Source organism: Roseivirga spongicola (genome assembly GCF_034376045.1).
Classification (GTDB): Bacteria; Bacteroidota; Bacteroidia; order Cytophagales; family Cyclobacteriaceae; genus Roseivirga; species Roseivirga spongicola.
In genome coordinates this window covers 275,929-287,711 of sequence record NZ_CP139724.1, presented here as the reverse complement: position 1 = coordinate 287,711, position 11,783 = coordinate 275,929, and the positions used below count along the sequence as shown (strand labels likewise).

At 40.0% G+C, this 11,783-nt stretch carries 13 protein-coding genes; 5 read left to right on the top strand and 8 right to left on the bottom strand.

The annotated features are described in order from the left end of the window. Positions 1 to 3 precede the first annotated feature (3 nt). The 6 genes from T7867_RS01305 to T7867_RS01280 form a co-directional block, all read right to left on the bottom strand. The gene (locus tag T7867_RS01305; RefSeq protein WP_068219424.1) at positions 4 to 492 is read right to left on the bottom strand and encodes a hypothetical protein; all 489 of its coding nucleotides are present in this window, start codon (positions 490 to 492) and stop codon (positions 4 to 6) included. A gap of 64 nt (positions 493 to 556) precedes the next feature. Next, the gene (locus T7867_RS01300; protein WP_068219427.1) at positions 557 to 1,177 is read right to left on the bottom strand and encodes an ABC transporter ATP-binding protein; all 621 of its coding nucleotides are present in this window, start codon (positions 1,175 to 1,177) and stop codon (positions 557 to 559) included. A 1-nt stretch (position 1,178) separates the two neighbouring features. Then, positions 1,179 to 1,961 carry an acyl-ACP--UDP-N-acetylglucosamine O-acyltransferase gene (lpxA, locus tag T7867_RS01295; RefSeq protein WP_068219431.1) on the bottom strand — a complete coding sequence of 261 codons (783 nt, stop codon included), beginning with the start codon at positions 1,959 to 1,961 and terminating at the stop codon, positions 1,179 to 1,181. Next, positions 1,958 to 3,346 carry a bifunctional UDP-3-O-[3-hydroxymyristoyl] N-acetylglucosamine deacetylase/3-hydroxyacyl-ACP dehydratase gene (locus tag T7867_RS01290; protein ID WP_068219437.1) on the bottom strand — a complete coding sequence of 463 codons (1,389 nt, stop codon included), beginning with the start codon at positions 3,344 to 3,346 and terminating at the stop codon, positions 1,958 to 1,960. Before T7867_RS01290 ends, lpxA begins: the two co-directional genes overlap by 4 nt. Before the next feature lie 24 nt (positions 3,347 to 3,370). Beyond that, positions 3,371 to 4,393 carry a UDP-3-O-(3-hydroxymyristoyl)glucosamine N-acyltransferase gene (gene lpxD / locus T7867_RS01285; RefSeq protein WP_068219438.1) on the bottom strand — a complete coding sequence of 341 codons (1,023 nt, stop codon included), beginning with the start codon at positions 4,391 to 4,393 and terminating at the stop codon, positions 3,371 to 3,373. A gap of 18 nt (positions 4,394 to 4,411) precedes the next feature. After that, positions 4,412 to 5,644 carry an HD domain-containing protein gene (locus T7867_RS01280; RefSeq protein WP_068219439.1) on the bottom strand — a complete coding sequence of 411 codons (1,233 nt, stop codon included), beginning with the start codon at positions 5,642 to 5,644 and terminating at the stop codon, positions 4,412 to 4,414. A 50-nt stretch (positions 5,645 to 5,694) separates the two neighbouring features. Between T7867_RS01280 and porX the strand changes: the two genes are divergently transcribed. The 3 genes from porX to T7867_RS01265 are packed head-to-tail and all read left to right on the top strand — an operon-like array spanning position 5,695 to position 8,907. Continuing rightward, entirely contained in the window at positions 5,695 to 7,257 is a 1,563-nt protein-coding gene (gene porX, locus T7867_RS01275) for a T9SS response regulator signal transducer PorX (RefSeq protein WP_068219440.1), read from the top strand. A gap of 11 nt (positions 7,258 to 7,268) precedes the next feature. Beyond that, a complete protein-coding gene (tsaE, locus tag T7867_RS01270) occupies positions 7,269 to 7,697 on the top strand; it encodes a tRNA (adenosine(37)-N6)-threonylcarbamoyltransferase complex ATPase subunit type 1 TsaE (protein ID WP_068219443.1) in 429 nt (142 codons plus the stop codon). Next, positions 7,684 to 8,907 carry an alanine dehydrogenase gene (locus tag T7867_RS01265; protein WP_068219447.1) on the top strand — a complete coding sequence of 408 codons (1,224 nt, stop codon included), beginning with the start codon at positions 7,684 to 7,686 and terminating at the stop codon, positions 8,905 to 8,907. Before tsaE ends, T7867_RS01265 begins: the two co-directional genes overlap by 14 nt. Here the strand turns inward: T7867_RS01265 and T7867_RS01260 are convergent. Further along, positions 8,904 to 9,320: a BLUF domain-containing protein gene (locus tag T7867_RS01260; RefSeq protein WP_068219451.1), complete on the bottom strand. Its 417-nt coding sequence runs from the start codon at positions 9,318 to 9,320 to the stop codon at positions 8,904 to 8,906. The two genes, T7867_RS01265 and T7867_RS01260, sit on opposite strands and share 4 nt — an antisense overlap. Positions 9,321 to 9,379: 59 nt before the next feature. Next, the gene (locus T7867_RS01255) at positions 9,380 to 10,009 is read right to left on the bottom strand and encodes a hypothetical protein (protein ID WP_068219452.1); all 630 of its coding nucleotides are present in this window, start codon (positions 10,007 to 10,009) and stop codon (positions 9,380 to 9,382) included. A 181-nt stretch (positions 10,010 to 10,190) separates the two neighbouring features. Here T7867_RS01255 and T7867_RS01250 point away from each other — a divergent pair, with 181 nt between their 5' ends. Together T7867_RS01250 and T7867_RS01245 are read left to right on the top strand one after the other, a co-directional pair. Beyond that, positions 10,191 to 10,520 carry a GreA/GreB family elongation factor gene (locus tag T7867_RS01250; RefSeq protein ID WP_157717581.1) on the top strand — a complete coding sequence of 110 codons (330 nt, stop codon included), beginning with the start codon at positions 10,191 to 10,193 and terminating at the stop codon, positions 10,518 to 10,520. Between the two features lie 82 nt (positions 10,521 to 10,602). Next, entirely contained in the window at positions 10,603 to 11,760 is a 1,158-nt protein-coding gene (locus tag T7867_RS01245; RefSeq protein WP_068219454.1) for a hypothetical protein, read from the top strand. Positions 11,761 to 11,783: the final 23 nt, after the last annotated feature.

The following is an 11,783-nucleotide window of genomic DNA, read 5'->3' as shown; positions in this document are numbered from 1 at the left end:
TTTCTACTGCTCTTCCATATTGAAAACGTAAGTGCCGTTAGCACCATTAATTCCTGCAGCAACTCCGCCACTTGCTGTGTAATTTACAGTCATAGTTAGGGTAGAAGGAGTGGCGCTTGTGTTAAGGCTTATGGTATAAACATTGCCATTGTCACTATCGAATATGATTTCATTTAGGTTGGTGCCGTTGAAATCCCAAGTTCCATTTGCTCCCCATAGTGGAGAACCGTTTGCGCTAATGTAGGTTTTGCTTGAAGAGTTTCCTCTTATGGTCAGGGTTAAGTCGCTAAAGAAGTTTGAGCTTGCACCGTCAAAAGTAACAGAAGTGGTTGCCCAAGTTATACCAGAAGAAGAACCGGCAAGATCTACTATTCTTTGTTCTTCTGGGGTTAGTTGAGGTGTGTCGTCACCACCGTCTCCACCACCACAAGATGTTAAAACGGCTAAGCCTATTATGTTAAGGATAAGGAAGTAGCTTTTAAATCTTTTCATTAGTCTATTTTAATGCATTAATAATAGCGAAGTTTTCTCTAAAAAAACACTAAAGCAGATGGTCCTAGCTTTTAAATGTTGGGATGTGTATGTTACTAGCGCAAAAGTCGAACTCGTGTTTTTGGTTCGAGCTTATCAGAACAAGTTTGTCATTTAGGATGGTTTGTACAGATTTTCGGTACCAATCAATCCCAAACTCATCTAAATTGGTTGTAGGCTCATCTAATAGACAGACCTTGCTTTGAGAATAGAAGCATAGCCCTAGCTTCAGGCGCTGCTTCATGCCTGAAGAGAAGTTTCGTATCTGCTTATTTTTGTCTTTAGCAAGGTGTACCAGTGCTGTGAAGTCATCGATAGATATTCCTTGCTTCAGTTTTTTAAACTTAAAATGAAAGTCTAAAAACTCATGAAGTGTAAATTCTTCAATGAGCTCTAAGTAAGGAGTAGAAATATCGAAATACTGATAAAAGTCTTCTTGCTGAATTTCCTTTCCATCTAAAGAATAGCTGATGCTACCTTCGTTAGATGGAATAAAACCGCATAATACTTGAAGAAAAGTAGATTTTCCGCTTCCGTTTCCACCAGTTATAGAGCAGGGTATACCTGTTTCAAAACTGGTAGAAAGGTGCCTGAATATCCATTCACGGTTAAACTTCTTACCTAAATCGTTAACCGTAATTTGCATATTATTTAGCGCTATACCCCTTCATAACTCCTCTGTCGGAATTTCTAAAAAAGTTGATAATCTCGTCTCTTTCTTTTGAAGGTGTCATTTCTAGCTCAACCAAGTCTAGGGCCTTTGAATTGTTCAGGCCTTTAAGGAAGATGTATCTATATATTTCCTGAATCTCAGCTATCTTCTCATTTGCAAAACCACGTCTTCTAAGTCCGATAGAATTTATACCGGCATAGCTTAATGGCTCTCTACCAGCTTTGGTATAAGGAGGTACGTCTTTTCTGACAAGTGAGCCTCCAGAAACCATGGTATGAGCACCAATATTTACAAACTGATGAACAGCAGCGGCTCCGCCAATAATAGCCCAGTCGTCTATTGTTACGTGGCCCGCAAGTTGGACGGCATTTACCAAAATACAATTATCACCAATCATACAGTCGTGGGCTACGTGAGTGTAGGCCATAATTAGGCAGTTTTTGCCTATAACTGTTTTATTGGTAGCGTCTGTTCCTCTGTTTAGCGTCACGCACTCCCTAATTACTGTATTGTCGCCAATCTCTAATGTAGTGTCTTCGCCCCCAAATTTTAAGTCTTGAGGAACTGCCGAAACGACTGCGCCAGGGAATATTTTTACATTCTTGCCAATTCTGGCTCCTTCCATAATGGTTACATTGGAGCCTATCCATGATCCTTCTTCGATTACCACATTTTTGCTAATAGTAACAAAAGGTTCAATTACCACATTGCGAGCAATCTTGGCTTCTCTATGGATGTATGCTAGGGGTTGATTCATTGATTCTTAACTATTCTGGCAGTCATAGCGGCCTCGCAAACTAGGGTGTTACCTACGTATGCATAGCCATTCATTTGTGCAATGCCTCTTTTAATAGGGGCAGTTAGTTCACATTTAAACTTAATGGTGTCACCCGGAACAACCATTTTTCTGAATTTACATTTGTCTATTCCCAAGAAATACGGTGTGTAGTTCTCCGGATCAGGAACAGTGTTTAAAACAAGAATTCCACCAATTTGAGCCATGGCTTCAATTTGCAGTACACCTGGCATTACGGGGTTTCCTGGAAAGTGCCCAGTAAAGAACGGTTCGTTCATGGTCACATTCTTTATCCCTGCAACCATGGTGTCGTCTAGGTGAATAATCTTGTCAATTAGAAGGAATGGATATCTATGCGGAAGAATCTGCATGATTTGGTTAATATCCATTACCGGTTCTACCGTAGGGTCATAATAAGGTGCCGAGCTTTTGTTGCTCAGCATAGCCTTTTTCAATTTTTTCGCGAAAGCCACGTTGGCAGCATGGCCTGGTCTGGCGGCTAGAATTTGAGCTTTTATGGGTCTGCCTACAAGTGCAAGGTCACCAACAACATCGAGTAGCTTATGTCTAGCTGGCTCATTACGATGTCTAAGCTCAACATTGTTCAGAATTCCTTCTTTCTTTACTTCTACCTTGGGCTTGTTAAAAAGACTAGCTAAATGATCTAGCTCTTCATCCTTAACAACCCTATCAACCACTACAATGGCGTTGTTTAAATCGCCACCCTTAATTAGGTTGTTTTTATGAAGCATTTCTAATTCATGTAGAAAGCAAAACGTTCTACTAGAAGAAATATCTTTCTTGAAGTCTTGAATGTTATTCAAAGAGGCGTGTTGGCTACCTAAAACTGGAGAGTTATAGTCTACCATAACGGTAACTCTGTAATCATCTAGCGGAAGAGCCGCTATCTCTACATCACGATTTTCATCGCGATACATAATGCTCTCATTAATTTCTAAGAAATTTCTTAGTGCATTTTGCTCTTCTGTACCTACCTGCTCAATGGCATCTATAAACATGCGTGAACTACCGTCCAATATTGGAGGCTCTGGTCCATCAATTTTGATTAGAACGTTGTCTATTTCTAAGCCAACTAAAGCAGCTAAGGTATGTTCTACAGTATTAATCCTAGCACCGTTCTGCTCAATGGTAGTTCCTCTAGATAGGTCAACTACATTGTCTACATCGGCATCTACAATTGGCTGGTCTGGTAAGTCAATTCTCTGGAATTTTATTCCGTGGTTTGGCCCTGCGGGAGTAAAGGTCATATTGGCCGTTACGCCTGTGTGGAGACCCACCCCAGAAACCGTTACTTCCTCTCTTATGGTATGCTGCTTCGTCTTCATTCTTTCCGCGAAAATGCCGCAAATTTATAACTTTTTTTCCAGTTCCTTAACCCTGTCTATGAGTTTAGGAAGGTTCCTGAGAATTACGCTAGCGCGAAGAAAATCTTTGTGTTCCATAATAGGAGAGCCAAACCAGACCTTACCCTCTTGGGTAATGGTTTTTGGTACTCCTGCCTGAGGTCCAATGATGGTTCTATCTGCCATTTTTAAGTGACCAGTGATACCTGCTTGCCCACCAATTTGGCAATTCTCACCAATTTTTGCACTTCCCGAAAGCCCTGCTTGAGAGGCTATAACTGTGTTTTTTCCTACTTCAACATTATGAGCAATCTGTACCAAGTTGTCGAGCTTTACTCCACTTTTGATAATAGTAGAGCCCATGGTGGCACAGTCTATAGTAGTGTTCGCGCCAATATCTACATGGTCTTCTATAATTACGTTGCCTGTTTGAGGAATGGATTTATATGTGCCATCTTCTTGTGGGGCAAAGCCGAAACCATCGCTACCAATCACCACTCCTGAGTGGATTACACAGTTTGAGCCTACTTTACAATTGGCGTAAACTTTTACACCAGGGTGTATAATGGTGTTTTCTCCGATTTCAACATTGTCGCCAATGTAGGTGTTGGGGTAAATTTTAGTATTGTTTCCAACTTTTGCGTTTTCACCTAAATAAGAGAAGGCTCCTAGATATACATTCTCTCCATAACTGGCTGTTTCATGCTGAAAAGAAGGTTGTTCAATACCAGTTTTTACTTTGGCAGTAAGCTTTTGATATTCTTCTAAAAGCTTTGCGAAGGCAGAGTATGGGTCGTCAACCTTAATCAAATTGGCCTTTAACTCCTTTTCTGGTTCAAAATCTGACTTTACAATAACCGCTGATGCACCGGTTTTATAGATGTATGGTAGGTATTTCGGATTAGCTAAGAATGAAATACTGCCTTCTGTAGCTTCCTCAATTTTTTCCAATCTGTTCACAGTCGCCTGGCCATTCCCTTCAACCATGCCTCCAATTAATTGGGCAACTTGTTCAATTGATATCTCCATGGGGTAAATTTCTGATTGTCACAAATTTATGTCTTTTGGCCAGCATCGATAATACTTACGTACTATTTTGCTCATGGCCTTAATGTTAGGTAGGTCTGCTGCTTCTACAACATCTCTTACCTCTCCATTTTTAGATAAAATCATAATCTTCTTATCGTTGGTGAGGTAAGCATTGTTTGTTACCTGCCCCGTTGAAAAGAAATATTTAGTGTCTTTGGACTGAAGCCCGTAAGTGTCTGCTATTTTTTGTTGAATGTTCTCCTTCTCCTCTTTAGTAATTGGATCGGAACTAAATTTAATTCTAAATAGCTCTCGGTTGAGGAGCATACTACATAGGGCGGATAATATTTTATCGTCAGACTTTGCCCATATTTTTATAGCACCCCAGAGATCGTAGTCGTCTAGCTCTAAGAAAGTTTCTAAGGTCTTAGGGTCTTCGGCAAACTGCTCAATACCAATTTCCTTTTCAAAAAAGAACCTGAGCCCTTCGGTCATAAAAAGGTCTGCTTTTCCTTTTTTAGTCAGCTTTTTGGCTCTATTAATGATTGAAATGAGCATCTTCTCTGCACTTACTCCTGCCTTGTGCAAGTAAACTTGCCAGTACATAAGTCTTCTGGCACTCAAGAAGTTTTCAATGCTGTAAATACCTTTTTCTTCTACTACCAGCTGCCCATCTTTAACGTCTAGCATCTTGATGATGCGGTCGGCACCAATAGTTCCTTCAGAAACACCTGAGAAAAAGCTGTCTCTTTTAAGGTAGTCGAGCCTATCGATATCTAATTGGCTAGAGACTAGCTGATGCAGAAAAGGCTTGGCGTAATTTCCATTGAAGATTTCTAATGCCAAAGAAAGTGCTCCATCAAATTCTTGGTTCAGCCTAGAAATAATCATTCTACTCAAGTGCTCATGATGAACATCTTTAAGAATACTGAATTCTAATGCATGGGAAAAGGGGCCATGTCCAACATCGTGTAATAGAATAGCCACGAGCGCGCCTTCGTACTCTTCATCTGTTATTTCGACACCTTTAGTTCTTAAATTGTCTAGCGTAATAGACATCAGGTGCATGGCGCCAAGAGCATGATGGAAGCGCGTGTGATGCGCCCCAGGATAAACCAACTCTGCAAGCCCCATTTGTTTGATGCGCCTAAGTCGCTGGAAATAAGGGTGATTGATGATGTCGAAAATCAGCTCATTTCTGATGGTGATGAACCCGTAGACAGGATCATTGATAATCTTCCGTTTGTTCAAGTTTTGTGCTTTAATTCTCTTAAATTCGAGCTTCTTCTCAATTTCGATTCATGCAAAGATATAACATTTTATGGGCTGACGATGAGATCGATCTGCTGAAACCGCACATCCTTTTTTTGAGAGATCGTGGTTATGACGTTACTCCAGTAACGAGTGGTGCAGATGCCATTGAGGCTATAGACCAACAGCCATTTGATATCGTCTTTTTGGATGAAAATATGCCTGGTATGACTGGCCTAGAAACCCTGAGCTACATCAAGGGAAGTAGGCCTTCAATTCCGGTGGTAATGATTACCAAAAATGAAGAAGAGCATATAATGGAGGAGGCAATTGGTTCTAAGATTGCCGACTATCTAATTAAGCCATTGAATCCTAATCAGATACTTATTTCAGTTAAGAAGTTGCTTGACAATAGGAGGCTGGTGAGCGATAGAACTAATTCTCAATATCAGCAAGACTTCAGAAATATCAGTATGAAGGTGAATGATTGGATAGATCATAATGAGTGGGCAGAGATCTATAAAAAGCTGGTGTATTGGGAGCTGGAAATAGAAGATACTGAGAACAAAAGTATGGCTGAAGTGCTGGAAATGCAGAAAGTGGAAGCCAATTCTAATTTCGCTCGTTTTGTAGAAGATAATTATGAGTCTTGGCTGAATGATGCTGATGCTGATAAACCAGTTCTTTCTCATCAGCTTTTGAGCAAGAAGGTATTCCCTGAGATAAATGATAAGCCAACCTTCTTGATAGTCATCGATAATCTCCGTTTCGATCAGTGGAAGATCATTGAAAGAGAAGTATTGAACTACTTCAACTTGCTAGAAGAGTCTGCCTATTATTCAATACTTCCTACCACTACAGCTTATGCCAGAAACTCCATATTTGCAGGAGAGCTGCCTTTGGAGATGAGTAAAAAGTATCCGCATTTGTGGGTGCCAGACGATGACAATGAAGAAGGTAAGAACAATAATGAAGAAGGCTTCCTTCAGGAAAATCTCAAGAAGCATAGACTGGACATCAAAACTAGCTATCACAAGATTATACATGCCAATCAGGGAAAGCAACTGAACGATAACTTCTCTAACCTGCTGAATAATCAGCTAAATGTAGTGGTCTACAACTTTGTAGATATGCTTAGCCATGCCAGAACCGACATACGGATGATTAAAGAGCTTGCGGCAGATGAGTCTGCCTACAGGTCATTGACTAGGTCATGGTTTTTGCATTCGCCTTTATTCGATTTATTGAAAATGGTGGCAGATAAAGGGCTGAGAGCTATGATTACTACAGACCACGGCACTTATAGGGTGAAGAAGCCTTTTAAAATTGCTGGCGATAGAAATGTAAATACTAACCTGAGATATAAGCAAGGCAAGAACTTGGGTTATAAAGGAACCAATGGCATTTTTGAAGTCAGGAAACCTGAAGATTTACACCTGCCAAAGCCGAACGTTTCTACTTCTTACGTTTTTGCTACGGAAGATACCTTCTTCGCTTACCCCAATAATTACAATCATTATGTGAAGTACTACAGAGATACTTTTCAGCACGGTGGTGTATCTTTGGAAGAAATGATAATTCCCTTTATTTCATTAATTTCGAAAAGGGCTTAATACTAATTAAGATGGTTGTTGAGGTGAACGGTTTGGGTGATTTAAAGAGCGCGGCTCAGAAGATCATTCAGTTTGCGGGCGATGAGAAAATCTGGGTGCTAAATGGTTCTATGGGAGCGGGTAAAACAACGCTTTCTAAAGCTATTTGTGCAGAACTGGAAGTACTAGATACTGTTCAAAGCCCTACCTTTTCTATTGTGAATGAGTACCTCTCTGCTAAAGATGAAGTCATCTATCATTTCGACTTTTACAGGTTGGAGCACCCGGAAGAGGCTTTAAATATTGGGGTAGAAGAGTACTTCGATTCGGGCAATTTGTGCCTTATTGAGTGGCCACAGAAAATAGGCAATTTGTTGCCAGAGAAATACTTGGCCATTAATATTGAAGATTTAGGAGAAAATAAGCGTGAACTGACCTTAACTCATCATGACGAAAGATAAAACCGGTTTTGCTGAGCTGGCCAAAGAAGGCAGCCTTTATCCACAAGAGCAGTTGCTTAAAGTAAAGTCTGGCAACAAAAACTTGCTGATTTCCGTGCCTAAAGAGGTTTCTCTACAAGAAAACAGATTGAGCCTTACTCCAGCAGCAGTGGGTATTTTGGTGGCCAATGGGCACAGGGTTTTGGTAGAAGAAGGGGCTGGTGACCATGCTTTTTTCACCGATGCAGAATATTCAGAAAACGGTGCAGAGATCTGCTATTCCAAAAAGGAGATTTTTGAAGCTGGCTTGATTGTTAAAGTGGAGCCGCCTACCGAAGAAGAAATTGAGTTGATGAAGCCTGGATCAACGGTTTTCTCTGCCATTCAATTGGCCAATACTTCTGATTCTTACTACGAAGCATTGAATAGGAAGAAGATTTCAGCCTTGGGCTTTGAATTTCTTCAAGATAAAGCCGGAGGGCTTCCCATTGTCAATGCTATGAGTGAATTGGCCGGCAGTCTTGTGATTCCTATGGCTGTTGAGCACATGAGCAGCTCTAATGGAGGCAGAGGGATAATATTGGGAGGTATAACAGGTGTTCCGCCAACTAGAGTTATTATTCTGGGGGCAGGAACAGTGGCAGAGTATGCCGCTAGAGCAGCACTCGGATTAGGAGCTGAAGTCAGAATTTTTGATAATGAGATTTACAAGCTGCGCAGAATTAAACACAAGCTTTCTAATCAGGCTTTTACTGCGGTTATAGATAGTGCTACGCTTGGTCAGTCTTTAGTCTCTGCTGATGTGGTAATTGGTGCTTTACGTGCCGAGAAGGGTAGGGCAAGGTGCGTAGTAACCGAAGAAATGGTTTCTAGCATGAAGCCAGGTTCGGTGATTATCGATGTTTCAATAGATCAGGGAGGTTGTATTGAGACTTCTCGGATTACAACGCATGATAAACCAGTATTCAAAAAGTTTGATGTTATTCATTATTGCGTACCAAATATTGCCTCTAGAGCGGCTAGAACAGCAACCACGGCTTTGAGTAATATACTAACTCCTGTACTTTTGAAGCTTGGCGATATTGGGGGAATAGATGATATGATGTATACCTATTCTTGGTTTTGCAAAGGCGTTTATACCTATAAAGGGCATACCACAAATCTAGAAATAGCCAAGAGATTCAACTTGCCTTACAAGGACCTGAATCTATTAATGGCTGCTCGATTCTAGCCACTCACTAAGGCTGCACTTATGGCTTGAAAGAGTTCTTTAGACATAGAACTTTCCTTTTCGTTGGTTACTAGTTCTGTAAACTCAGTTACCGAAGAATATTTCCCTAGTTGGTTTTGGTCTAAAGATTTGAAGGCCATTGTCCAGTCAGTGTATACGCGCTGGTCAGTCTCTTTCATGTGTAATAGTAGGAATTCACGATGCCGAGAATCACGCTTAATTCTATCGTATAGGTCTAGCAAGATTTGAAAATCGCCTTCTAATAGCTGTAAAAACTGACCGCCATGATAAAGAAGGCAACCAGTTAGGTTGTTGGCCTGGTTAAAGTCTCTAGCAGTTTTAAGAATGTCTTCTAGGTCTTGTTCTGTGAGCCCAGGTTTTGCGGTACTTCTATAGATGAGTTCGTAAAGCATAATTGAAAGCGAGTTTCTACAATGTAGGAAAAATGAGCTTAGCAAGAAACTGCTATTCTTTAACCGTTGTAATACTGTAGGTTCACTAGTTTGAAATAGTATGAGTGAATCTGCCAATCTAAAAAAGTTAATGCTGATAGAAGCATTATGATCGGTGTGGCAAAAACCATAATTGTATTGCCTAAATAAGCACTAGTCAGAAAGGTTAGAACGAGTGCTATGTTGGTGAAAAAGAAAAGTCGTTTGTTTTGCCTTTTTCTTTCTAGGTCGCTTAATACTTTTGAATTAGCCACTGTTAGCTTCCAAAGCCAACCCCAAAACTGGTTCTTGCACTCGACTAACCAGCTATCAAAATCTATAGATTGGTTAAAGGAGCATCTAAGAAGCCTTAATAAGGCAAGTCTTTTCTTTTTGGTTACCCAATTGTAAAAGAATAGTAGACAAACAGACCAGCTGATAAGAAGGAAAAATATGGAAATAATACCCAGTTCACCTGAAGGCAATAGTTGATCGAAAACTTTAAAAATGAATGTAATTATAAAGAAGAGGGTTAAGTAGAAGTTGGTTTTAAGACCGTTTTGAACAGATCGAATCTCCGTTTCAACAAATTCCGAGTGCCTTAAATCTTCTACTCCACTTTGAGTTGTTTTGCCTAATTCTTCTAAAATTTTGTTTTGAAGTTCTGTCATGATAAAGTGTGATGATTGAAGATAAAAAAGATTCAGAACTATTTCATTCCTTTGCAAAATGTTGGAATTGAAAAGGGATGTTTTTCGGGAGTGTTCCGAAAAAGTCGGTCAACGAATAGCTTCACTCGAAGCTGAATTGCGCACACTGTCAGAGTCAGCATCGTCAGATACCAAAAGCTCTATGGGAGACAAGTATGAAACCGCTAGAGAGATGATGAATTTGGAAAAGGAGAAGTATAGCACTCAGTTAGAAGACGCTGAAAAAATGAAGACTATACTCAATTCTTTAAAGATTGAACACAGTAGTGAAAAAGTGGTTTTGGGCTCTTTAGTGAAGTCTTCTACCTGTCTTTTCTTCGTGTCCATTTCTTTGGGGAAAATTCCTGTAAATGGTAAAGAGGTTTTTGTTATTTCTCCGCTTTCGCCCATTGGGCAGAGTCTAATGGGTAAGCAGGTAAACAATAGCATTGAGTTTGCGGGCAAAGTTGAACGTATTATTGCTATTGCTTAGTAATGAGCGTATTGAATTGAAAGGATCAGGGCTAAGCTAGCCTTGATCTTTTTTTATATTTCATTCTTCAATATTTTTGAAAATGAAACACACCAGTCTTTTAGTTTTCATAGTTGCACTCTCTTTGGCCTGCTCTAGTAACAATACTACAGATGGGGGCTCAACAATTGAAATACAAAAACTAACCCTAATTGAGTTAAATGGAGACTCAAACTATTTCTCAAATCTTGAGATTATCAATTGGAATGAGAATGAAAGTGCCATAGTAGGGATAGACAAACGACAAAATGAGTTACTGTTTTTCGATTTAGACGGAGAGCTTCTTAATGAAATACAAGTGCCTTCTTCAGGCCAGCCATTTGGGCTAAGACGCATAGCGGATATTCATTACATCAATAAAGATTCTATTCTGATCTACGATTCAATTCTAATGAAGGTGTTGTTGCAAAACATGAAAAGTGAAGTGGTTGATTCATGGAGCTTAACTTCTTTTTGGAAAGAGGCATCAAGAGGTGCAAATGTTGGTATTGTAGATGCATATTCTGAAAATGGAGAGCTAATGGTTGAGTTGTTAGCTTTCGAGAATGAATACTCAATTTCCTCAGAAGACTATTACAGCAACACAAGGCTTTTTCACCATATCAACCTGACCAAACAAAAAGTTACTTCGTACATGGGCTATCCTGCAGAGTCACCATATCGCGAACAGCTCTTTTACTCAGCTAACTTCCCCTATGTGGTGAAAGCGGATAGCTCTTATGTCTTGTCTTTTCCATTCGATAAAAACTTATATCTGTACTCTAAAGACCTGAATACGTATTCATATTTAGAGAATAGCCCTGCTGGTTTCCCTCGTGCAACTGGTCAGCCTTTTGGTTCGAGCCAAACAAAAGATGGGGCCTTATATACCAGAAAGCTTAATGGTTTCGGCTTGAATATGAAAAGTGCAGTAGCTGTTGAGGGTGTAGGCGAAGCAGTAATTCGTGTATATAGGGAAGCGTTGGGTGAGGGTAGTGAAGTAGACTCAAACTCAGTATCTGAACTTCCTGTCACTTTCAATCTTGAGTTGTTTGCAATAGGCGGAGGTGAAATCCGCAAAGTAGCACATCAGAACGCCATAAATGAATTGGCTTTGGGTAACTTCATAGGTCAAGATAAAAAGGGTGCTTTCTATTTTCTGGAGCATAATGAGGAAGTTGAGGATAGAAGAATTTACAAAGTAAGGCTCTCGATAAAGTAGTAGCCTCACTCTATAATTCTTTC

What these genes read in the sequence shown, in the direction of transcription:
- T7867_RS01305 (WP_068219424.1), bottom strand. Translation starts at nt 492, where the DNA reads ATGAAAAGATTTAAAAGCTACTTCCTTATCCTTAACATAATAGGCTTA.
- T7867_RS01300 (WP_068219427.1), bottom strand. Translation starts at nt 1,177, where the DNA reads ATGCAAATTACGGTTAACGATTTAGGTAAGAAGTTTAACCGTGAATGG.
- lpxA (WP_068219431.1), bottom strand. Translation starts at nt 1,961, where the DNA reads ATGAATCAACCCCTAGCATACATCCATAGAGAAGCCAAGATTGCTCGC.
- T7867_RS01290 (WP_068219437.1), bottom strand. Translation starts at nt 3,346, where the DNA reads ATGAAGACGAAGCAGCATACCATAAGAGAGGAAGTAACGGTTTCTGGG.
- lpxD (WP_068219438.1), bottom strand. Translation starts at nt 4,393, where the DNA reads ATGGAGATATCAATTGAACAAGTTGCCCAATTAATTGGAGGCATGGTT.
- porX (WP_068219440.1), top strand. Translation starts at nt 5,695, where the DNA reads ATGCAAAGATATAACATTTTATGGGCTGACGATGAGATCGATCTGCTG.
- tsaE (WP_068219443.1), top strand. Translation starts at nt 7,269, where the DNA reads ATGGTTGTTGAGGTGAACGGTTTGGGTGATTTAAAGAGCGCGGCTCAG.
- T7867_RS01265 (WP_068219447.1), top strand. Translation starts at nt 7,684, where the DNA reads ATGACGAAAGATAAAACCGGTTTTGCTGAGCTGGCCAAAGAAGGCAGC.
- T7867_RS01260 (WP_068219451.1), bottom strand. Translation starts at nt 9,320, where the DNA reads ATGCTTTACGAACTCATCTATAGAAGTACCGCAAAACCTGGGCTCACA.
- T7867_RS01255 (WP_068219452.1), bottom strand. Translation starts at nt 10,009, where the DNA reads ATGACAGAACTTCAAAACAAAATTTTAGAAGAATTAGGCAAAACAACT.
- T7867_RS01250 (WP_157717581.1), top strand. Translation starts at nt 10,191, where the DNA reads ATGGGAGACAAGTATGAAACCGCTAGAGAGATGATGAATTTGGAAAAG.
- T7867_RS01245 (WP_068219454.1), top strand. Translation starts at nt 10,603, where the DNA reads ATGAAACACACCAGTCTTTTAGTTTTCATAGTTGCACTCTCTTTGGCC.